The sequence below is a fragment of the Methylobacterium sp. Leaf99 genome (assembly GCF_001422375.1).
Lineage (GTDB): Bacteria > Pseudomonadota > Alphaproteobacteria > Rhizobiales > Beijerinckiaceae > Methylobacterium.
Genome location: NZ_LMMU01000007.1, coordinates 812,879 through 835,717, shown reverse-complemented (window position 1 = coordinate 835,717; position 22,839 = coordinate 812,879). Strand labels below are relative to the sequence as shown.

At 70.5% G+C, this 22,839-nt stretch carries 20 protein-coding genes; 6 read left to right on the top strand and 14 right to left on the bottom strand.

Annotated features, from left to right (window positions below; genetic code table 11):
• Nucleotides 1-66 precede the first annotated feature (66 nt).
• Entirely contained in the window at nt 67-318 is a 252-nt protein-coding gene (locus ASF28_RS14750) for a hypothetical protein (RefSeq protein ID WP_056093903.1), read from the top strand.
• A 4-nt stretch (nt 319-322) separates the two neighbouring features.
• Here ASF28_RS14750 and ASF28_RS14745 read toward each other — a convergent pair whose 3' ends face one another.
• The 5 genes from ASF28_RS14745 to ASF28_RS14730 form a co-directional block, all read right to left on the bottom strand.
• Entirely contained in the window at nt 323-3,250 is a 2,928-nt protein-coding gene (locus tag ASF28_RS14745) for a PAS domain S-box protein (RefSeq protein ID WP_056093900.1), read from the bottom strand.
• Nucleotides 3,243-3,947, bottom strand: coding sequence for a TerC family protein (locus ASF28_RS14740; RefSeq protein ID WP_056093898.1), 705 nt, complete (start codon nt 3,945-3,947; stop codon nt 3,243-3,245). The genes ASF28_RS14745 and ASF28_RS14740 overlap by 8 nt, the downstream gene beginning before the upstream one ends.
• Nucleotides 3,948-4,283: 336 nt before the next feature.
• Nucleotides 4,284-4,853 (bottom strand): hypothetical protein, encoded by a 570-nt coding sequence (locus tag ASF28_RS21900; RefSeq protein ID WP_082476571.1) that lies wholly within the window; start codon nt 4,851-4,853, stop codon nt 4,284-4,286.
• 521 nt (nt 4,854-5,374) lie between these two features.
• A complete protein-coding gene (gene otnC, locus ASF28_RS14735; RefSeq protein ID WP_056093894.1) occupies nt 5,375-6,034 on the bottom strand; it encodes a 3-oxo-tetronate 4-phosphate decarboxylase in 660 nt (219 codons plus the stop codon).
• 26 nt (nt 6,035-6,060) lie between these two features.
• Entirely contained in the window at nt 6,061-7,071 is a 1,011-nt protein-coding gene (locus ASF28_RS14730) for a LacI family DNA-binding transcriptional regulator (RefSeq protein ID WP_056093891.1), read from the bottom strand.
• Nucleotides 7,072-7,260: 189 nt separating this feature from the next.
• Between ASF28_RS14730 and ASF28_RS14725 the strand changes: the two genes are divergently transcribed.
• From ASF28_RS14725 to denD, 5 genes are all read left to right on the top strand, one after another.
• Nucleotides 7,261-8,577: an MFS transporter gene (locus ASF28_RS14725; RefSeq protein ID WP_056093889.1), complete on the top strand. Its 1,317-nt coding sequence runs from the start codon at nt 7,261-7,263 to the stop codon at nt 8,575-8,577.
• Between the two features lie 59 nt (nt 8,578-8,636).
• Entirely contained in the window at nt 8,637-9,557 is a 921-nt protein-coding gene (gene ltnD / locus ASF28_RS14720) for an L-threonate dehydrogenase (RefSeq protein ID WP_056093886.1), read from the top strand.
• A gap of 14 nt (nt 9,558-9,571) precedes the next feature.
• Nucleotides 9,572-10,363, top strand: coding sequence for a 2-oxo-tetronate isomerase (gene otnI / locus ASF28_RS14715; RefSeq protein WP_056093883.1), 792 nt, complete (start codon nt 9,572-9,574; stop codon nt 10,361-10,363).
• Entirely contained in the window at nt 10,360-11,616 is a 1,257-nt protein-coding gene (otnK, locus tag ASF28_RS14710; protein ID WP_056093880.1) for a 3-oxo-tetronate kinase, read from the top strand. Before otnI ends, otnK begins: the two co-directional genes overlap by 4 nt.
• A 525-nt stretch (nt 11,617-12,141) precedes the next feature.
• On the top strand, nt 12,142-13,095 hold the full coding sequence (gene denD / locus ASF28_RS14705) for a D-erythronate dehydrogenase (RefSeq protein WP_056093876.1): 954 nt from the start codon (nt 12,142-12,144) through the stop codon (nt 13,093-13,095).
• A gap of 332 nt (nt 13,096-13,427) precedes the next feature.
• Here denD and ASF28_RS14700 read toward each other — a convergent pair whose 3' ends face one another.
• The 9 genes from ASF28_RS14700 to ASF28_RS14660 form a co-directional block, all read right to left on the bottom strand.
• Nucleotides 13,428-14,399, bottom strand: a complete 972-nt coding sequence (locus ASF28_RS14700) for a type II secretion system F family protein (RefSeq protein ID WP_056093873.1) — start codon at nt 14,397-14,399, stop codon at nt 13,428-13,430.
• A gap of 28 nt (nt 14,400-14,427) precedes the next feature.
• Nucleotides 14,428-15,396 (bottom strand): type II secretion system F family protein, encoded by a 969-nt coding sequence (locus ASF28_RS14695; RefSeq protein WP_056093870.1) that lies wholly within the window; start codon nt 15,394-15,396, stop codon nt 14,428-14,430.
• Nucleotides 15,397-15,445: 49 nt separating this feature from the next.
• The gene (locus ASF28_RS14690) at nt 15,446-16,891 is read right to left on the bottom strand and encodes a CpaF family protein (RefSeq protein WP_056093868.1); all 1,446 of its coding nucleotides are present in this window, start codon (nt 16,889-16,891) and stop codon (nt 15,446-15,448) included.
• A gap of 33 nt (nt 16,892-16,924) precedes the next feature.
• Complete coding sequence (locus ASF28_RS14685) at nt 16,925-18,169, bottom strand: AAA family ATPase (RefSeq protein ID WP_056093865.1); 1,245 nt, start codon at nt 18,167-18,169, stop codon at nt 16,925-16,927.
• Nucleotides 18,170-18,296: 127 nt separating this feature from the next.
• Nucleotides 18,297-19,025: a CpaD family pilus assembly protein gene (locus ASF28_RS14680; protein ID WP_056093861.1), complete on the bottom strand. Its 729-nt coding sequence runs from the start codon at nt 19,023-19,025 to the stop codon at nt 18,297-18,299.
• 65 nt (nt 19,026-19,090) lie between these two features.
• Nucleotides 19,091-20,608, bottom strand: a complete 1,518-nt coding sequence (locus ASF28_RS14675) for a type II and III secretion system protein family protein (RefSeq protein WP_056093858.1) — start codon at nt 20,606-20,608, stop codon at nt 19,091-19,093.
• A 35-nt stretch (nt 20,609-20,643) separates the two neighbouring features.
• On the bottom strand, nt 20,644-21,447 hold the full coding sequence (cpaB, locus tag ASF28_RS14670) for a Flp pilus assembly protein CpaB (RefSeq protein ID WP_056093856.1): 804 nt from the start codon (nt 21,445-21,447) through the stop codon (nt 20,644-20,646).
• A 142-nt stretch (nt 21,448-21,589) separates the two neighbouring features.
• Nucleotides 21,590-22,108, bottom strand: a complete 519-nt coding sequence (locus tag ASF28_RS14665) for an A24 family peptidase (RefSeq protein ID WP_056093853.1) — start codon at nt 22,106-22,108, stop codon at nt 21,590-21,592.
• Nucleotides 22,109-22,358: 250 nt separating this feature from the next.
• Nucleotides 22,359-22,532, bottom strand: a complete 174-nt coding sequence (locus ASF28_RS14660; protein ID WP_056093851.1) for a Flp family type IVb pilin — start codon at nt 22,530-22,532, stop codon at nt 22,359-22,361.
• Between the last annotated feature and the right edge of the window lie 307 nt (nt 22,533-22,839).

Genomic DNA, 22,839 nt, shown 5'->3' with positions numbered 1-22,839 from the left:
CGTCACAGCCGCCCTTTTCTTTTGCGCGACCGCGTTACTGTCCCTTCGATCGGAGACCGCACCCCGATGGCAAAACCCTTCCGGCGCGTCACCGCCCCCGTGGCGAGCGCGGTCACCCTGTGCCTGGACCGGACGGGCGGCGCCGTGGTCGGCGAGGTCAAGCTCGCCGACGGCGCCCTGTTCAGCACCACCGGAACCCTGCCGGTGAACGAGGCCTTCGGCATCGCCGTCCACGTCGCCAACGAGGGCGGCCTCGAGATCGTGGTGATCGACCCCCGCTCCGTGTGGAAGCCGTCCTGGGGCGAGCTGCAGGGCTGACCGCCTACGGGCGCGCGTCGCCCGCCCGCGACAGCAACCCGTCGATGGCCGCGAACAGCAGGGTCCAGTCCACGGGTTTCGCCACGTGGGCGTCCATGCCGGCGGCCCGGCAGCGGGCGATCTCCTCCGCCATGGCGTTGGCCGTGAGCGCCACGATGGGCAGCCGCCGCCGGCCCTCGTCGGCCTCGGCCTGACGGATCGCCCGCGTCGCCGCCAGCCCGTCCTGGCCCGGCATCTGCACGTCCATGAGCACGAGGTCGAAGGCCGGCTCCGTCGCCACGGCGCTCACCGCCCGCTCTCCGTCGCCGACCACGGTGACGGCGTGGCCCTTCTGGCGCAGCACCGTGCCGATGATCTCCTGATTGATGGGGTTGTCCTCGGCGAGCAGCAGGCGCCGGGCCAGGGGCGCCGGCGCCGTCAGGGCCGTGCGGCCGGACCCGCCCTCCGTGGCCTGCGCCAGGGGCAGGGGCAGGGTGAACCAGAAGGTCGAGCCCTCGCCGATCCGGCTCGTCGCCCCGATCTCGCCGCGCATGAGCCGGACGAGGCGCCGGCTGATGGCGAGGCCGAGGCCGGTGCCGCCGTATTGCCGCGAGATCGAGCCGTCGGCCTGGGCGAAGCGCTCGAACAGGTGGGGCAGGGCGTCGGGCGCGATGCCGATGCCGGTGTCGACGACCTCGATGGTCACCAGCGGGACGGCGCCGGCGCCGCTGCAGCGCGCCCGCAGGGTGACGCCCCCGTCCGTGGTGAACTTGATGGCGTTGGTGGCCAGATTCAGCACCACCTGGCGCAGGCGGGTCGGGTCGCCGATGAACCAGTCCGGCATGTCGGGGGCGACCTCGACGGACACCGTGACGGCGCGGCCCCGCGCCGCTTCGACGGAGAGTTCGCGGCACCCCTCCAGGAGGGCGCGCAGGCCGAAGGGCAGGGATTCGACGGCGAGCTGGCCGGCCTCGATCTTCGAGAAGTCGAGGATGTCGTTGACGATGGTCAGGAGCGAGCGCCCCGATTCCTGGGCGAGGCCGAGGAGGCGCTTCTGCGAGACGCTCAGGGCTGCGTCGCCCATGAGCAGGTCGTGGACGCCGAGCATGCCGGTGAGCGGCGTGCGCAGCTCGTGGCTCATGTTGGCGAGGAACTCGGCCTTGACCCGGGCGCCGGCCTCCGCCGCCACCTTGGCCCGCTCGAGGTCGAGCTCCTGGCGCTGGCGCTCGGTGACGTCGCGGATGGCGTGGATGATCTGGACGTTGCCGTGCTCCTCGATGCGCCGGAACGCGGCCTCGACCCAGATGTCGGACCCGTCCTTGTGGCGCAGGCGGTAGACCGCCGACCCCGTGGGGCGCGCCGGCGCCAGGGCGTGCAGGGTCGCCGACAGGTTGGCGATGTCCTCCGGGTGGACGAGGGTGCGCAGGCCCGCCGCGTTGGCCTCGTCGAGGCTGTAGCCCAGCATGGGGGTGATGGCGGGCGAGATGTAGAGGTGGCGCCCGTTGGGGTCGTCGAGGAGGATGAGGTCCGAGGTGTGGTCGGCGAGCAGCCGGTAGCGCGCCTCGCTGTCGCGCAGGCGGGTCTCGGCGAGGCGCCGGTCGGTGATGTCGGTGAGGGTCTGGACGTAGCCTTTGCCGTGGCCCTTGCCGTCGAGGATCGGCAGGGAGCGGATCTCGATGACGCTGCCGTCGTCGCGCCGGCGCTCCGAGCGCAGGTCCGTGGTGCGGCGCTCGCCGTCGAGGTGCCAGTGCGCCGGGTCTTGGATCAGGACGCCCCAGGCGCCCGTGGCCCGGCAGTGCCGGCGCACGGCGCGGTAATCGGGGCGCTGGCCGATCATGCCGGGGGGCAGGCGCAGGATCTCGATGGCCCGGTGGTTGGCCACCGGCACGGTCCCGTCGGCGGCGATGAGCATCAGGCCCTGGTCGATGCTCTCGAGGGTCGCTTCGAGAAGCGCCGACTTGTCCGCCAGCGCGCGCTCGACCTGCTTGCGGTCGGTGAGGTCGGCGAACACCCCGAACAGCGAATCGCCGCCCTCCGCCCCCGCCGCCTGATAGATGCCGCGGGCGAACACGTCGCGCACGTCGCCGTCGGGCCGGACGATGCGCAGGCGGATCTCGAAGCCGGTCCGGTCGCGGATCGCCGCCGTGATGCATTCCTCGACGCGGGCGCGGTCGTCGGGATGGTAGGCGCGGATTCCGGTGGCGAGGGTGGGGGTGAAGTGCGCCGGATCGAGGCCGTGGATGCGGTAGACCTCGTCCGACCAGATCACCGCGTCCGTCGCCAGGCTGACGTGCCAGTGGCCGACATGGGCGACCTGCTCGGCCATGGCGAGGAGGCGGGTGGCGTCGCGGGCCTCCGCCTCGGCGCCCCTGAGGCGGGCGAGGTCGTGCAGGGTGACGCAGACCAGGGTGGGGGCGCCCGGCCCGCGCACGGGGACGTAGAGGACGTCGGCGCCGCCGAGGCCGAACAGCGGCAGAATCTGTCCCTCGACCCGCACCGGCTGGCCGGTGGCGACGGCCCGCGCGAGGTGGGGACGCATGGCCTGCGCCTCGCCCGGCGGGATCTCTTCCGCGAAGGGCCGGTCCGGGGGCAGCGCCGCAGCGAGACGGGCGGCCGCGTTGGCCCGCACGATCCGGGGGCTGCCGTCCGCCGCCAGGCGGACGAGGATCTGGGGGGCCGACGCGGCCTCGAACAGGCCGAGGAACAGGGCCCCCTCGGCGGCGAGGGACCGGCGCTGCCGCTCCAGGGCCAGGGCGAGGCCGACGAGGGCGCAGACGGCCACGCCGACGAGGCCGGCCGGGATCGCGGTGTCGAGCGCCCACGCCTCCGCCCCCGCGGGACCGATCCGGCGGCCGATCTGCCAGCCCCCGAGGATCAGGACGACGAGGGCGGCGAGACCGGCGCCCCACGGGGCGAAGGCCGGGCGCGGACGCCCTGAGAAGAAATCAGCCACGCTGGACCGCGTCCGAGGCCCGCGTCCGGACCGTGCGCCGCCGGGTCAGGAGCGCGGCGACGGCGACCACCAGGATGGCGCCGGCGGCGGCGGCCCAGGTCGCCGCATGGGGCAGGCCCGCCAGCCCCCCGGCGAACAGGGGGTCGGTGGCGATCATCTCGCCGGCGATCCAGCCGAGCAGTCCGGCCCCGGCCCAGACGATGGCGGGAAATCTCTGGAGCAGGCGGGTGATCAGGGCGGCCCCCATGACGATGAGGGGAATCGACAGCAGCAGCCCGAACACGAACAGTTCGGCATGGCCCTTGGCGGCGGCCGCGATGGCGACGACGTTGTCGAGGCTCATCACCGCATCGGCCACCGCGATGGTCCGCACCGCCCGCCACAGGGAGGTGCTCTCGTCGACGGCGTGGGCATCCTCGTCCTCGCCCAGCGCCAGCTTCACGGCGATCCAGAGCAGCAGCCCGCCGCCGACCACGCGCAGGAGGGGCACGGCCAGGAGCCAGGACACCACGAGGGCGAAGACGATGCGCAGGGCCACCGCCGTGCCGGCCCCGAGCAGCATGCCGATCCGCCGCTGGCGCGGCGGCAGCGCCCGGCACGCCAGGGCGATGACCACGGCGTTGTCGCCGGACAACAGCAGGTCGATCCAGACGATCTGGAGCACCGAGACGAGAAACGGCGTGTCGAGGGAGATCATCGCTGCCTTGAGACGGACCCGGCGCGGAGTGCGCGGCGCCGCCTTGTCCTACGCGAATGCGACTGAATGGTGAGCCGCGCCCGCGGTCTTGCGCGGGACTTGGGTGTGGACAGCGGGGGTTTCCGGGAGGGGCGGCGTTTCGTCGGGCGGCCCGCGGAATTGCCGTAAGCAGTGCGGCGATCGGGGCCGTCCGTCCGGCTTGTGGGTTTGGCCGCTTCGGGCAAGCGCGGGGCTCTGTCCCAGGGGTCGGACCCTGGCGCGTGGTCCCGACCGCTCTCGATCCTACTGAGACATCTAAATCGTCTCCGATCCTGCTCGAAAACGGACAGCAAACGCTTACTCTAGCACCCGTTCGGAGTCGTTCTCGCACGTTCGCCGGATGACGATCAAAGTGCGGCGACGGATCAGGCCGCTCACTGGACGGATGAGATACCAGTAGGGCGCAAATCTAACGCTCGCAGCCCGGTCCACACATAAGACGCGCGTTTCCGTTGAAAGGATCGTTACTCCCGCCCCACGGGCCCGCACCGCGAAGTTGAAGGCGAGTTTCGCGATCCCGGGCTCATTCAGATCGAGGAAATCATGCCTACCGCTTAGGGGTGCCAGATCGAAGTCAGGCCGCCAGAAACGGCCAGCCAAGCCAAACACAATCTCGCTTTCGCTACGCTCAAGCAGAGTGAAGTTATCAAGACCAAACGGTGGCAGAGCCTCCCTTGGCCGACGCTTGAAAAATGCCTCAGCCCGCATTGGCAGCTGACGCAGGGTGATCATCCGTCGAAAGAACGGATCGCTTTCTGTTTGGTAGGCCGCTGCGGCGGCAATCACAGTTTCGGCAGACGCTTTCACTGTTGCGCTGTGATGCTCTCGGTACTTTGGGTTTGGGATGTATCGATCGATCAATGCCATCGTTCGCCCCTGCAAAATCAGCGGTGGTAAACATCGAAGATGAGCACGTGCCGTGCCGTCGCTGCTTTCCTGGAGGCATCCTTTAACCGCCTAACAGGTCGGGAAATGGAAGCTTTCGTATTCCTCATCCCTGTGCGGACCGAAAGCTCTCGACCCGGCACGGAGGTGCAGGGCCGGTGCCACGCGTCAGATTTCCAACATTACAATGCGGGGCGGTGGTGTGCCGAGGGTCGCGGTTAGAAACCGCCGCTGAACACGGTGTCGACGAGGCGGAGCCCCTGGTGCGCATCCCCTCTCCCCGCATCTGGCAAGGCTTTGCGCTGTCGGCGGCTCTGGATTGCACGCCTCCGGCGCGGCCCTCCGGGTCCGGGTTCGCCTGCGGCGCCCCGGAATGACACCGGTGTTCATCTGCAATCGCCCCGCCCCGCGGGCGGGGAGAGGGGGATGCGCGCAGACGGTCTGCACGAAGCGGCAAGGGCCGTCGCGGCCGCTCGATCCGAAGCGGTCGCGCAAAAGCCGTCTCAGTGGTCGTGCGGCTCCGGCAGGGTCAGGCCGAAATGCGCGACGAGGTCCTGGACCTGGGCCGGGCTGAGGTGGCGCGGGTTGAGGTTGCGCAGCAACAGGTAGAGCTTGGCCGTCTCCTCCAGCTCTTCCGTGGCGAACACCGCGTTCTCCAGGGTGGTGCCGGCGACCACGGGGCCGTGGTTGGCAAGCAGCACCGAGGCGTAGCGGCCGGCGAGACCCCGGATCGCGTCGGCCACCGCCGGGTCGCCGGGGCGGTAATACGGCACCAGGGCCGTCGCCCCCGCCCGCATGAGGTAGTACGGCGTCAGGGGCGGCAGCACCGCCCTCGGGTCGATCTCCGGCAGCATCGAGACGGCGACCGCGTGGGTCGAGTGCAGGTGGACGATGGCGCGGGCGTCGGCCCGGCTGTCGTACAGGGCGGCGTGGAGCGGGATCTCCTTTGTCGGCGCGTGGCCCGAGACGAGGCGGCCGGCGGCGTCGAGGCGCGCGAGGGTCGCCGGGTCGAGGAAGCCGAGCGAGGCGTTGGTCGGCGTCACCAGCCAGCCGCCGTCGTCGAGGCGGAGCGAGATGTTGCCCGACGAGCCCGGCGTCAGGCCGCGCTCGAACAGGGAGCGGCCGAACCGGCAAATCTGGTCCCGCAATGCCGCGTCGCTCATGGAATGCCTCCTATCGGGCGAAACAATCAGGCGGTGGCGCCCGGGATCAGATCGTAGCCGAGGTCGACGACCTCCCTGGGGCCGCCGGCTCCGAGGCGCTCCGCCGCCACGGCGCCGATGGCCCGGCGCGGGGTCCGGACCGTCGCGAGCGGCTGGGGCATGGCGGCGGTGATGTCGAGGGCGTTGAAGCCGAACAGGGCGAGGCGGTCGGGGATCGCCAGGCCGGCCGCGAGGCAGTGGAAGTAGCCCCCGAGCGCCATGTCGTCGTTGGAGAAGTAGACCGCGTCGAGGCCGGGGGTGCGGGCGAGCAGCCGGTCGAGGGCGGCCCGCCCGGCGGCGGCCGAGGAGGCGCCGGCCGCGATCTCGCGGTCGTGGAGGGGCATCCCGGCCTCGGTCAGCGTCTCGGTGAAGCCGGCGAGGCGCTTGCCCGCCCGCAGGTCGCGGGTGACGTCGTGGCCGACGTAGCCGATGCGGCGGTAGCCCCGCGCCAGCAGGTGGCGGGCGCTGTCGCGGCCCACGGCCCGGTTCGAGAACCCGACGACGATGTCGAGGCCGGGGCCGTCCGTGTCGATCATCTCGACGACGCGGATGCCCGATGCCCGCAGGCGCGCCAGGGCGCCGTCCGTATGCTCGAGGCCGGTGACGATGAGGCCGGCCGGGCGCCACGACAGCAGGGCGCCGATGAGCGCTTCCTCGCGAGCCGGATCGTAGTCGCTCACCCCGATGACGCTCTGGAAGCCGTCGCGGTCGAGGACCGAGGCCGCCCCGCTCAGGAGGTCGGGAAACACCACGTTGCCGAGCGACGGGATGACGATGCCGACGAGCTTGGCCCCCGCCGTGCCGTGCGCGCCGGCGAGCATGCCGGCGAGGCGGTTCGGCACGTAGCCGAGGCTGGCCACCGCCTCCGCCACCTGCGCCTGCGTGCGCTTGGAGAACGAGCCCTGGTTGCGCAGGACCCGCGACACCGTGCTCTCGCCGACGCCGGCCAGGCGGGCGACGTCCGCCAGGGTCACGGCGCGGTGGTCGGGGTCATGCATGGTCACGCGGCGCGGTCCCCATTCCCTCGTTGTCGTTCCCGTCTCCAAGCCCATAGCAAGGTTAGGCGTGGGCAACAATCAGATTGGCAGCGCTGCCAAAATTCGGTATTCAATGATTCGAGCGCCGACGAACAGTACGGGGCCGCCCTAAATGGTGCAGCGCAACGACTGTGCCGATCGGAGGAAACCATGACGGTGCAGGCCAGAGCCGCGCCGGGCGTCGCGACGTCCGCGCCCGATTTCGTCGACCGGACCTACCGGAAGGTGTTCTGGCGCCTCGTGCCGTTCCTGATGCTCTGCTACGTCGTCGCCTATCTCGACCGGGTGAACGTCGGCTTCGCCAAGCTGCAGATGTCCCAGGAGCTCGGCTTCAGCGAGACGGTCTACGGCCTCGGCGCCGGCCTGTTCTTCATCGGCTACTTCCTGTTCGAGGTGCCCTCGAACGTGATCCTGCACCGAATCGGGGCGCGGGTCTGGATCGCCCGCATCATGATCACCTGGGGGCTCATCTCCGCCGGGTTCATGTTCGTGAACTCGGCGACCACGTTCTACCTCATGCGCTTCCTGCTGGGCCTCGCCGAAGCCGGCTTCTATCCGGGCGTGATCCTCTACACGACGACGTGGTTTCCGGCCCATCGCCGCGCCCGGGTGATCACCGTGTTCATGGCGGCGATTCCCGTCTCGGGCATCTTCGGCAACCCGCTCTCGGGCTGGATCATGGACACGTTCCACGGCGCGCACGGCCTGTCGGGCTGGCAGTGGATGTTCCTCATCGAGGCGGTGCCGGCGGTGCTGGTCGGCCTCGCGGTGTTCTTCTACCTCGACAACCGCCCGTCCGAGGCGAAATGGCTGGACCCGGCCGAGCAGGCGGTCATCGAGGGCGACATCGCCGCCGACGGCGCCGGCAAGGAGCGGAGCCCGCACTCCATCGCCACGGTGTTCCGCAACCGCCAGGTCTGGTTCATGAGCCTGATCTACTTCGCCTTCGTCACGGGCCAGTACGGCCTGACCTTCTGGATGCCGACCATCGTCAAGGCGTCCGGCGTCCAGGGCAACCTCAACATCGGCCTCGTCAGCGCGATCCCGTTCCTGTTCGCGGTGTTCGTGATGGTGGGGCTCGGCCGCAGCGCCGACCGGATGCGCGAGCGCCGCTGGCACCTCATCGTCCCGGCCCTGTGCGGCGCCGCCGGCTTCGTGGTGGCGGCGAGCGCCGGCAGCACGGTGGTGGCCATCGCGGCCCTCGCCGTGGCGGCGGGCGGGGTGCTCACCTGCGCGCCCCTGTTCTGGTCCCTGCCCACCGCTTTCCTCAGCGGCGCCGGGGCGGCGGCGGGCATCGCCCTCATCAACTCGGTGGGCAACCTCGCGGGCTTCGCCAGCCCCTACCTCATCGGCATTCTGCGCGACCTCACCGGCTCCACCGCCGCCGGCATGTACGCGCTGGCCGCCATGCTGGTGATCGGCTCCGTCTGCGTGTTCGTCACCCCGAAGCACGTGGTCAACCGCTGACATCGGGGCGGCCGTCCCCCCTCAATAGTCCTTCCGACACCCCATCCGACAGGTCTTCGATGAGCCTCGACACACAGGACAAAAGCCGCGCGGCGGTGATCGGCCTCGGCTCCATGGGCGCCGGCATGGCCGGTTCGCTGCTCCGGGCCGGCTTCACCGTCGCGGCCTGCGACGTGAACCTCGACGCGGTGGCGCGCTTCGCCGCCCTCGGCGGTGAGCCGGCGGCCAATCCCGCCGCCGCGGCGCGGGGCGCCGACGTGGTGATCTGCGTCGTCGTCAACGCCGCGCAGACGGAAGCCGTGCTGTTCGGCCCCGGCGGGGCCGCCGAGACCATGGCGCCCGGCGCGGTGTTCGTGTCGTCCGCCACCATGGACCCGGCCATCGCCCGGCGCCTCGGCGCGCGCCTGGAGGCGACGGGGCGCCACTACCTCGACGCGCCCATGAGCGGCGGGGCCGCCCGCGCCCTCGACGGCACGCTCACCTTCCTGGCCTCGGGCACGCCGGCGGCCTTCGCCGCCGCCCGGCCGGCGCTCGATGCCATGGCGGGCAAGCTCTACGAGCTCGGCGACGCGGCCGGGCAGGGCGCCGCCTTCAAGATGATCAACCAGCTGCTCGCCGGCGTCCACATCGCCGCCGCCTGCGAGGCCATGAGCTTCGCGGCGAAGCAGGGCCTCGATCTGGCGAAGGTCTACGAGGTCATCACGGCGTCCGCCGGCAATTCGTGGATGTTCGAGAACCGGATGCCGCACGTCCTCGACGGCGATTACAGCCCGAAGAGCGCGGTGGACATCTTCGTCAAGGATCTCGGCATCGTGCAGGACATGGCCCGAACCGAAAGATACCCGGTGCCGGTGGCGGCCGCCGCCCTGCAGATGTTCCTGATGGCGTCGGGCTCCGGCATGGGGGGCGACGACGACGCCTCCGTCGCCCGCCTCTACGCCCGGGTGGCGGGCGCCACCCTGCCGACCGCCAAGGCCTGAGGGAGCCCCGAACCATGCCGCGTTTTGCCGCCAACCTGACCCTGATGTTCACGGAAGTCCCGTTCCTCGACCGCTTCGCGGCGGCGGCGGAGGCCGGCTTCACGGCGATCGAATTCCTGTTTCCCTACGAGCATCCCCCCGAGGCCATCGCCGAGCGCCTCGCCCGGCACGGCCTGACCCAGGCCCTGTTCAACCTGCCGCCGGGCGACTGGGCTGCCGGCGAGCGCGGCCTCGCCGCCCTGCCGGACCGGTTTTCGGAGGTGCAGGCGGGCGTCGAGACGGGCCTGCGCTACGCCGAAGCCACGGGCGTCGCCCGGCTTCACCTCATGGCCGGCATGGCCGATCCGCGCGACCCGCGGGCACGGGACGCCTACCGCCGGGCGGTCGCCTGGACCGCCGAGCGGTTGGCCCGTGAAAAACTCGACCTCGTGCTGGAGCCCATCAACGCCCGCAACATGCCGGGCTACTTCCTCGCCGATTTCGGGATGGCGGCCGATCTCATCCGCGACCTCGGCCTGACGAACCTCAAGCTCCAGTTCGACCTCTACCATTGCCAGATCCTGCACGGCGACGTGACCACCCGCCTGCGCGAGCTCATGCCGATGGTCGGCCACGTCCAGACCGCGAGCGTGCCCGCCCGCAACGAGCCCGGCACCGGCGAGATGAACGACTGGTTCCTGTTCGCCGAGCTCGACCGCCTCGGCTATGCGGGTTTCGTCGGCTGCGAGTACAACCCGGCCGCCGGCACCCGCGAGGGCCTGAGCTGGTTCGCCCCCTACCGCGCCGGCCAGGGGGGCGGCGCATGAGCCTCGCCCTCGGAGCGGTCGCCGACGACTATACCGGCGCCTCGGACCTCGCCAACACCCTGACCCGGGCGGGCCTGCGCACGGTCCAGACCATCGGCATCCCGGCGGACAACCTCGTGCTGCCGGAGGTCGATGCCGTGGTGGTGGCCCTGAAGAGCCGCTCGATCCCGGCCGCCGACGCCGTGGCGCGGTCCCGCGCGGCCGAAGCCTGGCTGCGGGCGCGCGGGGCCGGGCACGTCCTGTTCAAGATCTGCTCGACCTTCGATTCGACGCCAGCCGGCAATATCGGCCCGGTGATGGACGCCCTCAGGGCCGGGCGCATCGCCCTCGTCACCCCCACCTTCCCGGAGACGGGCCGCACGGTCTACCAGGGCCACCTCTTCGTCGGCGGCGTGCCCCTGAACGAGAGCCCGCTCAAGGACCATCCCCTCAACCCCATGCGGGACGCCGACCTCGTGCGGGTCCTCGCCCGGCAGAGCACGGCGCCCGTCGGCCTCGTCGACCTGCCCATTGTCGCGGCCGGACCGGCGGCGGTGGCGGCCCGCCTCGACGCCCTGGCGGCCGAGGGCATGGGCGCCGCCATCGCCGACGCGGTCTTCGAATCCGACCTCGAAACCCTCGGGAAGGCCGCCCTGCGCCATCCCCTCTCCGTCGGCGCCTCCGGCCTCGGCCTCGGCCTCGCCCGTGCCCTGGTGGCGGCCGGGCGCGGCGGGAGGGGCACGGACGCGGACGCCCCCGTCGGCGGTCACGCCGCCTGCCTTGCCGGCTCGTGCTCGCAGGCGACCCTGGGCCAGATCGCGGCGGCCGAAGCGGTGATGCCGGTGCTGCGCCTCGATCCCGAGCGCATCCTGGCCGGAGCCGGAGCGGTGTCCGACGCCGTCGCCTGGGCCGGGGCGCGGATCGGGGCCGGCCCCGTCCTCATCGCCAGCAGCGCCGAACCGGCCACCGTCCGCGCCCTCCAGGCCCGCCACGGCGGCGAGGCCGTGGGCCATGCCATCGAGGCGGCCCTGGCCGCCCTCGCCGAGGCCCTGGTGGCGCGGGGCGTGCGCCGCCTCGTCGTCGCCGGCGGCGAGACCTCGGGCGCCGTGGTCGACCGGCTGGGCCTGCGTGCCTTCCTGCTCGGCCCCGAGATCGCCCCCGGCGTCCCGGTCTTGCGCACCCTGGGCGGGGCGACACCCATGCGCCTCGCCCTCAAGTCCGGCAATTTCGGCGGCCCGGACTTCTTTGTTCGGGCCCTCGCGCTGATGGACTGACGCGGTGTCCACGTCACCGGTTCGATCGATCATGCGTGTCGCTGAGGGACGCGGGACCGCGCCGGTCCCCTCTCCTGGAAGGCGGGGCCATCGCAGATGAACGCTTGCGGGTGCCTCAGCCCTTGGCCCGTCGGGCGGAGCGCTCGGCGCGCATCCCCCTCTCCCCGCCTGCGGGGAGAGGGCCGCAGGCACCCCGCCGTGCCTGCGGCGAGCGCAGGCGAAGCCGCAGCGACGGTGAGGGGGCTTTGTCGGAGGAGCCTCATCCGAATTGGCCCCCTCACCGTCGGCTGCCGCCTCGCCGCGCCGACGACGGGGTCGTCGCGGCCCTCTCCCCGCACGCGGGGCGAGGGGATGCGCACCGAGGACTCCGCTTCTTCGACAACGAATTTCTGCGGCGATCTCAGACCGCGAATTTCATCTGCGATCATCCTGCCTCTCCCGGGGGAGGGGCCGGTCGCGACCACGCGATCCGGGGCGATCGAACGAATTTCACTTGACCCCCAGCGACCGCGAAAGGAACGCCCCATGCACGCCCTGATCCTCGGTGCCGCCGGCATGATCGGCCGCCGCCTCACCGCCGCCCTGGTGGCGGAAGGCCGCTTCGACGCCCTGACCCTCGTCGACATCGCAGCCCCCGAACACCCGGACGGCTTCAGCGGCGTGGCCCGCTGCGCCGCCGCCGACCTGTCGGCCCCCGGCGGGGCCGAGGCCGCCGTCGCCGGGCGGCCGGACGTGATCTTCCACCTCGCCGCCATCGTCTCGGGCGAGGCCGAGGCCGATCTGGAGAAGGGCTACCGGGTCAACCTCGACGGCACCCGCCTGCTCCTCGACGCCGTCCGGCGCGTCGGCGACGGCTACCGTCCCAGGGTGGTGTTCACCTCGTCGCTCGCCGTGTTCGGGCCGCCCCTGCCGGGCGTCATCCCCGACGACATGATCCTGACCCCGGCGACCTCCTACGGCACCCAGAAGGCCATGGGCGAGCTGCTGCTGTCGGATTACAGCCGGCGCGGCATCATCGACGGCATCGGCCTGCGCCTGCCCACCATCTGCGTGCGGCCGGGCCTGCCCAACCGCGCCGCCTCGGGCTTCTTCTCCGGCATCATCCGCGAGCCCCTGGCGGGCAGGCAAGCCATCCTGCCCGTGCCCGACACCGTGCGCCACTGGTTCGCCAGCCCGCGCGCGGCCACGAACTTTCTGCTCCACGCCGCACGCCTCGATCTTTCGGCCCTCGGCACCCGCCGAAACCTGACCATGCCGGGCCTGTCCGTCACCGTGGCGGAAGCCATCGAGGCCCTGCGCCGGGCCGCCGGGGACCGGGCCGTCGCGCTGATCCGGCGGGAGCCCGATCCGGCGATCCGCGCCATCGTCGAGACCTGGCCCGAAGCCTTCGCCACCGAGCGCGCCCTGGCCCTGGGTTTTTCCGGCGACGCGTCGTTCGACGAGCTGGTGGCCCTGCACATCGCCGAGACGGGGCTGTGACCCTTCGCGGGGCCGCATCGAATCGCGGGGTCGCGGCGGTGTGCCCTCTCCTGAAAGGCAGGGCGATCGCAGATGGCGTTTAGGACCTTGAGAACGCCCGCAACGCTTTGTCATCCCGGGGCCGCGCAGCGGAACCCGGGAACCAGATACACCGGTTTTGCAAAGTTTTGCGCTGTCGGCGGCTCTGGATTCCGGGTTCGCCTGCGGCGCCCCGGAATGACACCGGCGGTCATCTGCGATCGCCCTGCCTGGAAGGAGAGGGGACCCGCGCGTCGCCTTTCTCTTTCGCGACACGCAAGCGCGACCGAGCCGTTCCGCCGTAGGGGCTGTGACTACTTGAATACCTGGATCATCGCCGGGGTCAGGATCACGACGAACAGCACCGGCAGGAAGAACAGGATCATCGGCACGGTGAGCTTGGGCGGCAGGGCGGCGGCCTTCTTCTCGGCCTCGTTCATGCGGGTGTCGCGGCTTTCCTGGGAGAGCACGCGCAGGGCCTGGCCGACGGGCGTGCCGTAGCGCTCGGCCTGGATCAGGGCGGTGGTCACCGCCTTCACCGGGTCGAGGCCCGTGCGGCTGGCCAGGTTCTCGAAGGCGAGGCGCCGGTCGGGCAGGAACGACAGCTCGGCCGTCATCACGGCGAGCTCCTCGGCCAGCACGATGGACTGGGTCGCGATCTCCGTGCTGACCCGCCGGAAGGCGTTCTCGATGGACATGCCCGATTCGACGCAGATCAGGCTGAGGTCGAGGGCGTCGGGCCAGGCCCTGCGGATCTCGGTCTGGCGCTTCTTGGTGGCGTTGTGGAGGTAGAGTTCGGGAAGCTTGATCCCGAAGAGCACGGCGGCGATCACCATCATGGTCCGGATCGCCACGGGCTGGTCGATGACCTTGAGGACGAACAGGTAGAGGATCGCCGCCGCCAGCATGCCGATGGGCGTCACCATGCGGAAGAACAGGAACCCCGTCTCGGCGCCGGGCGAGCGGTAGCCGGCCATGAGCAGCTGCTGGCGCGCCGTCTCTGTCCCGAGCCAGCGGCCGAGGTTGAACTGCTCCACCACGCGTTTCATGTAGGCCTTCGGCGCCACCCGCAGGGTCGCCTTGGCGGCGGTGTTCGACAGCCGGTCGCGCTCGCGCTGGCGCAGCTCCTCGCGCTCCTCGCCCACCATCTTCATGCGCCGGCCGAGGCGGTCCGGCTCGAACAGCGGCTGCAGCAGGGCGAAGGCGGTGGCCGCGGCCGCGATGCCGCTGAGCGCCATTCCGAGGACGCGCGGGTCGGTGATCTTGGTGGCGAGGGTGTCCAGCATGGTGGGCTTTCGCGAAGTCGCGCGCGGGTCAGAAGTCGAAGGCGATCATCTTCTTCATGGTGAAGATCCCCAGCGACATCCAGATCGCCGAGGCGACGAGGCCGAGCTTGCCGATATCCGTCGTCCACAGGAGGGAGATGTAGTCGGGGCTGGCGATGTAGGTCATGGTCGCGACGACGAAGGGCAAAGCCGCGATGATGCCGCCCGAGGCCTTGGCCTCCATGCTCATCGCCTGGATCTTGCCGGCCATCTTCTTGCGCTCGCGCAGGACGCGCGAGAGGTTGGCCAGGGCCTCCGACAGGTTGCCGCCGGATTTGGCCTGGATGCCGATGACGATGGCGAAGAAGTTCACGTCGGAGACCGGGACCCGCTCGTACATCTTCACCAGGGCCTCGCTGATCGACAGGCCGAGGGTCTGGGATTCGACCACCATCCGGAACTCCGAGCGGATCGGCTCTTCCGCCTCGCGCGAGATGATGCGGAAGCAGTCGCCCACCGGGATGCCGGAGCGCACGCCGCGGGTGATGATGTCGATGGCGGTGGGCAGTTCGTCGATGAAGCGCGCCATGCGGCGCTTGCGCCAGTGGGCGAGGAACCACATCGGCAGGCCGATCCCGCCGGCGAACACCGCCGCGATTCCCGCCGGAATGCTGCCCGTGCCGAGGAAGACCACGGCGCCGACGACGAAGGCCAGCACGGCGGAGATGACGTAGTACTTCTCCTTGGTCCAGCTCAGGCCGGCCCGGGCGATCTTGAGGTCCAGGGTGACGCGGGTGCCGGCCTTCTTCGCCTCGATCTCCTTCAGGCTCTTCGCGACCTGCTCGCGGCGGCTGGTGGTCACCGCGCGGGCGCTGCCGGCCTGCGTCACGACGCTGACGGCCCTCCGGCGCTGGCTCACGCGCTTCTCCCCCGACAGGAGTGGGGTGAGCACGGCCCAGGCGACGGCGCCGGCGGCCACGGCGGCGAGTCCGGCGGCCAGCGGCAGGTTGGCGTTCATGGCGCCACCGGCGCGACGGCGCGGGGCAGGGGGCGCATCCGGGCGGCGGTCACAGGTCGGCCTCCGGCTCGGCGGCCGCGTCGAGGGCGGCGGCCAGGGCTTTTTCCTCGCCGTAGTACCGCGCCCGCTCCCAGAACCGGGGGCGGCCGATGCCGGTGGAGCGGTGGCGGCCGATGAGCTTGCCGTTCTGGTCCTCGCCGAGGATGTCGTAGAGGAACAGGTCCTGGGTGATGATGACGTCGCCCTCCATCCCCATCACCTCGGTGATGTGGGTGATGCGCCGCGAGCCGTCGCGCAGGCGGGTCGCCTGGACGATGATGTCGATGGAGCCGCAGATCATCTCGCGCAGGGTGCGCGAGGGCAGGGTGAAGCCGCCCATGGTGATCATGGATTCGAGGCGGCTGAGGGCCTCGCGCGGCGAGTTGGCGTGGAGCGTCCCCATGGAGCCGTCGTGGCCGGTGTTCATGGCCTGGAGCAGGTCGAACGCCTCCGGGCCGCGGACCTCGCCGACGATGATCCGCTCGGGGCGCATGCGCAGGCAGTTCTTGACGAGGTCGCGCATGGTGACCTGGCCCGAGCCCTCCATGTTGGGGGGGCGGGTCTCGAGGCGGACCACGTGGGCCTGCTGGAGCTGCAGTTCGGCCGCGTCCTCGCAGGTGATGATGCGCTCGTCGTGGTCGATATAGGCGGTGAGGCAGTTGAGCAGCGTGGTCTTGCCCGAGCCGGTGCCGCCCGAGATGACGACGTTGCAGCGGACCCGGCCGATGATCTGCAGGATGCGCGCGCCCTCCGGCGAGATCGCCCCGAAGGTGACGAGCTGGTCGAGGGTGAGCTTGTCCTTGCGGAACTTGCGGATGGTCAGGACCGGGCCGTCGATGGCGAGCGGCGGCGCGATGATGTTGACGCGCGAGCCGTCGGGGAGGCGCGCGTCGCAGATCGGCGAGGCCTCGTCGACCCGGCGCCCGACCTGGCTGACGATGCGCTGGCAAATGTTCATCAGCTGCTGGTTGTCGCGGAACCGCACGTTGGTGAGCTGGATCTTGCCGCCGACTTCGATGAAGGCCCGGTTGGCGCCGTTGACCATGATGTCGGCGATGTCGTCGCGCATGAGCAGCGGCTCGAGGGGACCGTAGCCGAGGACGTCGTTGCAGATGTCGTCGAGCAGGTCCTCCTGCTCGTTGATGGACAGGACGATGTTCTTGAGGCCGATGATCTCCGAGACGATGTCGCGGATTTCCTCGCGGGCCGATTCCGCGTCGAGGCGGGCGAGCTGGGCGAGGTCGATGGCCTCGATCAGCGCGCCGAAGATCATGCTCTTGGTGCGGAAATAGTCGTCGGACCGCGCCGCCTCCGCCACGGGCTGGACCGGCTTGGGCGCCTCGACGCGCGGGCGCCCCGCCGGTTCCTCGTAGACGGGCTGCGGGGTCGCCGCGCGCGGGGCGAGGTGCATCGGGGCGACCTGCGCGGCCGCCGCACCCTGACGCCTACCGAACATGGCGTCCTCCTGCCGTGGGGTCGGTCACGCGCATCACGAGGCCTTGCGACGCTGGAGCCGGGACAGGAGCGGCTCCAGGAGGGTGCTGCGCGACCGCTTGGTCTCGGGACGCCCCACGAGGATGGCGGCGATGTCCGAGAGCACGTCCGTGGCCTTCGCCCCGGCCTGGACCTCGGCGATCATCTGGCCGTTGTTCGCCGCCGTGCCGAACAGGGCCGGATCGAACGGCAGGCTCGCGGTGATGGGGATGTCGAGGGCCTTGCCGAACTCGGCCACGCTGATCTCGGGGCGCTTGGCCATGCCGACGCCGTTGAGGACGACGCGCGCCTTGCGGTCGTTGGGCCGGTTCTGCTGCAGCAGGGTGAGCATGTTCTTGGTGTTGCGCAGGGAGGCGAGTTCGGGCGCGCTCACGATCAGGATCTCGTCGGCCGAGACGAGGAGGCGCTTGGTCCAGGCGGACCAGACATGCGGCACGTCGAGGACGACGCACGGCACCGTGCCGCGCAGGAGGTCGATGACGGCGTCGAAGGCCTGTTCCGACAGGTCCACGGTCCGGTCGAGGGTCGCGGGTGCGGCGAGCAGGCTGAGATTGTCGCTGCACTTCGACAGCAGGCGGTCGAGGAGGTTCGCGTCGAGGCGTTCGGGCGCGAACACCGCCTCGGCGATGCCCTGGGGCGGGTCCTGGTTGAAGTTCAGGCTCGCGGTGCCGAAGGCGATGTCGAGGTCGGCGATGACAGTGGCGGTGTCCTGCTCCCGGGCGATGGTCCAGGCGAGGTTGTGGGCCAGGGTCGACGCCCCGATCCCGCCCTTGGCCCCCACCACCGCGATGGTGCGGCCGACGGGCTTGGCGCCGGGGGCGGTGAACAGGTCCGACACCGCCTGGATCAGCGCGATGGGATCGACGGGCGCCATGAGGTACTCGCTCACCCCGCGCTGGATGAACTGGCGATAGAGCAGGACATCGTTGACGTGGCCGATGACGACGACCTTGGTGCCGGGGTCGCAGACCTCCGCCAGGGAATCGAGGCACTCGATGGGGCGCGATTTCGCCCCTTGCGTCTCGATGACGATGACGTTCGGGGTCGGAGCATGGCGATAGGCTTCCACCGCGGCGGCGCCCCCGCCCATCTGCACCTTCACGTGGGCCTTCTGCATCCGGCGGTCGGAGCTCGCGGCCTCGATCACGGCCGCCGTGTCCTGGGTCTCGCAGAAGGCCTGGATCGTGATCCGCGGCACCGGGGCGATGAGGCGCTCGGGTGTCTGGTTCGGGTCGACCATGGCTCTTGTTCCGGTTCAGGTTGCCCCGGGGGGCGCGCATCGGGCTCGCGGTGTTCGGTCGGGGCGCCAAGTCCTTGGCACCAAGTCCCTGGAAAGTGCCCCCGGGGCGGGGACGCCCGGGGAAACCCTACTGGGAGAGCTGGGATTTCACGTCGGCCTTGCCATCCTGGCGCCAGGGAATTGACGGATCATTTCCGTTACGCATTTTCTCGATGTTCTTGGTGCGCCGGATGGTGTCGATCCGCCCCTCGGGACGGCCCCGGACGAGGTCGATGGGATCGGCGACCTGGGCGGCGATGTTCGACTGCGTGGCACAGCCGAGGTTCCAATGGGGTTCGTTGCGCCCGGTGAAGCCGGCATCCCCGACCCCGAGATCCTGTGGCCACAGCCCGCACTGGCTCGCGACCTTGGCCTCCATGCGCTGGAAGCTCAGGCGCAGGGGGGCGACCAGGGACGGGCTCGTCACGAGGTAGTTCGTCACCACGACCTGGCCCGGCGCGAGCCCGCTCTCGATGCCCATCCGGCGGATCGCTGCGCCGGTGCGCTCCACGGCGGCGCCCACGGCCGGGGCGACCCCGCGCGGCAGGTCGAGGACCAGGGTGCCGCGGCCGTAGCGCCGGAATTCGAGGAGGAACGCGTCGATGTCGGCGGCCTGGCGCGGATCGATATGGCCGGTGCCGATGACGAACACGTCGAGGCTGCGCGAGGCGTCCGCGAGGGCGATGGGGTGCCGGGCCCGGTAGTCGGTGGGGTAGAGCGAGCCCGTCGTCGCCGGGGCGCGGTTCTGGCAGGCGCCCAGGAGCGCCGCCAGGGCGGCGAGGGCGGCCAGGGTTTTGGGCGAGGGGGACGGGAGCATGGTGGGGGTCCTGGCGGAACGGGGGCCGGGTCTGTGTCGGGCGGGCTTGCGTCGGACGCGCAGGCTCAGTCGGTGATGAAGCCGACGCGGCCGCGATAGGCCGGGCCGAGGGGGCTGGCGCCGGCGACGCCGTAGAGGCGGTTCAGGCGGCCGAGCAGGATGCCCTGCGCGTCCTGGGCATCGACGAAGCCGTCGTCGGGCCGCGCGGGCTGGCGCGCCTCCATGGGCTTGGCGATGTAAGGCGTGACCATGATCATCAGCTCCGTCTCCTGGCGCTGGTAGTCGCGCGACCGGAACAGGGCGCCGATGATCGGCAGGTTGATCAGGCCGGGCAGGCCCGAGATGGTGGCCTTGTTGCGCTGCTGGATCAGGCCGGCGGTCATCATGCTGGCGCCGGAGGCGAGCTCGACGGTGGTCTCCGAGCTGCGCACGGTGAAGCCCGGGACGGGAAAGCTGGTGCCACCCTGGCCAAGGTTGATCGCGTTCGTCTGGTCAATCTCGGTCACGTCGGTACCGACACGGACGGAGATCCGGTTCTCGGCAAGCACCACGGGAGTGAACGTCAGGCTGACGCCGTAAGGCTTGAACGAGATGGACGGCGTGCAGGTTTGAACGCCAACATTCTGCACGCATGACAGGTTGGCCGGGACCGGAATCTGTCCGCCCGCGGTGAACTTCGCCGATTCGCCGGAAATCGCCGTGAGGGTTGGTTCGGCGAGCACCCGAGAGACGCCCGCTTGCTCGAAGGCCCGGAGTGTTGCCGTGAGGCTCGCGCCACCCGTACCAGAAACGGTGCCGCTCAGAACGTTGCCGTTCGGGAAGGCGCTACCGTTCAGGGCGAACGGCGCGTTGTTGACGAGGTTCAACCCCGACCAGTTGCCGCTCATGTTGATGCCGAACTGCTTCAGTACCGTGCGCGACACCTCCACCACGGTGACGCGCAGCATCACCTGGTCGCGGCCCCGGATGGTGATGTTGTTGATCACCGTGCCGCGGGTCGGGGTGCTGCCGGCGGCGGCGCCCATCGCCGCGCCGCCCGCCCCGGCCGACCCGGACTGGCCGACGAAGGCGTTGGCGATGTCGATGGCCTGGGAGGCCTCCGCCGCCGAGGCGACGCTGCCCGACAGGATGATCGAGCTGCCCGCCGTGCGGATGTCGAACCGGGCGCCCGCGATGCTCTGGCTCAGGATCTGGCGCAGCGCGCCGAGCTGGAGGTCGCGGGCCACGGTGACGTCGAGGGCGGTGATCTGGCGGCCCTCGCCGTCCATGATGAAGATCGAGGTCGCCCCGTCCTCCATGCCGATGACGAAGACCTTGCGGGTCGAGCGCACGACGGCGTTGGCGACCTTCGGGTTGGCGACGAACACCTCCTTGGCGTCGCGCGGCAGGTCGATGACGATGGAGCGGCCCATGGTCAGCTCGATCTTGCGCGAGGTCGCCGCTTCGTTCGAGCCGACGGCGAGGACCGGCGCGGGGGCGAGCTCGGCCATGGGCCGGGCCGCGGCGGGACCGGCGAGGAGGCAGGCGCCCACACTGAGGAGAGCGGGCAGGTGGCGGGCGCCGCTCCGGGATCGGATGGTCATGGATGAAACCCCTGTCATCGCGTTCGCCGGAGCCATCAGCGCCGCGACTGTTGCTTGGAGACGCCGAAGCGGACCACCGTCACGCCCGCATCGGCCCGGGCCTCGGGCGCCGGGTCCGTGCCCCGCCCGGCATCCGCGAGGCTGCGCAGGGACAGGGAGAGCTGGCCGACCTTCTGGGCCAGGGTCACGATCTCGGCCTGCGCCGGGGTGAGGGCCAGGGTCGCGGTCTCGCCGGTGACGACGTTGGCGCCGTTCTTCTCCTGCACGATCTGACCGACGGCCAGCACGCGGATATCCGTCAGGACGGTCTCCGAGATCTGGGTTTCGGTCGCGCCCGCCTGCATGGCCTCCTCGTCGCGGAAGGTCCGGATGAGATCGACGTGATCGTTGGGCAGGATGAAGCCGCCGGCGGAGCTCGATCCGCGGGTGTCGGTGACGATGGCCACCGCCCGCATGCCGGAGGGCAGGATGGCGGCCATGAAGCCGCCGTCCGAGCGGGCGAGCTTTTCGGGCCGGATCGGTTCGCCCGAGAGGAAGGCCGACCGGGCGATGGAGCCCGCGATGTCTTCCAGGCCCTTGGGCCGATTGGTGCGGGTGATGTAGCCGGCCGTGACCGCCTGATCGGGCCAGGCCTGCCAGCGCAGGTCCGCCACCTGGAGGCTCTGCCCCATGGGCAGCTCGGCGGCGGCCACGAGGACGTCGGTGGTCGGCAGGGCCGGCGGCGGCAGGGCGGCCTCGACCACGGGGGCCGGGGGTTTGTCGTCGCCGCTCATCAGGAAGGCGGCGAGGCCGCCGGTGACCAGGGCGATGGCGAGGACGGCAAGGCGGGCGGGTTTCATTGCCGGGGATGAACCTGTGGGGCGGCAGAGCGCCGCGCCCGATCAGGATGCCCCTGGATTCCTCAAATTAGGGTTAAGACTTTCTGACGAATTGCGCGCCTCGCCCTGCCGGTGGCGAGGGTGCATCGACTCCGCCGTCGCATCACAGGCTGAGGGCCCGCGACCAGATCGCCGTCTCGGGCAGGACCAGCACGGCCGCGAAGGCGAGGGCGATGCCGTAGGGCACGCCCGTGCGGGTGTCGTGGAGGTGCAGCAGGAACGGCAACCGGGGCAGGGCCGGCCCGATGAACATGGGCAGGGGCTGCGCGCGCAGGGCCAGGATCGCCAGGGTGAGGATTCCGCCGGCCAGGGCCGCGAGGGTGAGGTAGTCGAGGAGGTGATCGAAGCCGATCCACAGGGCGGTGCCCGCGGCAAGCTTGGCGTCGCCGCCGCCGATATGCCCGAGGGCGAACAGGGTGAAGGTGATGGCGAGAACCAGGGCACCGGCCCCCGCATGGGACGCCACCTCGGTCCATCCCAACCCGAAGCTCGCCGCGACGACGGCGAAGCCGATGACGAGGGCGAGGGTGATCCGGTTCGGGATCAGCATCGTCAGCAGATCGTTGACAGCGGCGTAGACCATCAGAAACGGGAAGACGATGAGAACACTCGCGGCGGCCATGGTGAAGCTTCCGAGCTAAGGATGTTTTAGAGAACGGTTCATCACCGCCAGTTCTCAAAATTTGAGGGCCACGGTGGTGCTGCGAAAGGTATGTAAAAGCCTCCGCATGGCGGCAAACGACAAAGGCAGGAGGCGTGACCGGTCGTCACGCCCCCAGCAAACCCTTCAAAATCTTTGCTTGATGCCACGGAAGTTAAAATCCATGTCTCGATTGACGGTTTTAGCGCAATCGCCAAGCAAATTACGGCAATTAACGCGCTGCATCCAGCTTGCCAGCGATGTTCGTGAACGAGTTCTTAAGCGACGTCGACACGCTACCCAACGCGGCGATGATCGCAACGGCGATGAGCGAGGCAATCAGGCCGTACTCGATGGCGGTGGCGCCGGACTCATCGGAGGCGAAGCGCTTGAAGAGGTTCGTCATGGTCTTGGATCCTTCGTTCGACCAGGTGGAAAAGCGGTGCCGTCGAGGATCAACTTGTTCCGTCCGGCGACAGGACGGAGATTGCCGGGGCCACATTGCAATTGGGTTAAACGCGCCGCTGAAACGCGGCGGCATTTGAGGCAATTTTCCCATGGTAAAAGCAACGTGAAGGTCAGGCTCTTCCGGGGGCGGCCCGCCGTCGTCTCGCCGGTGTCCGATGACGCTCCGGCCGCCACCGGCTCCCGCCCCGATCATCGCGGGCGCGGCGGGTGGTCCGGAGCCGGGACTTAGGGCGCCGTTTACCATT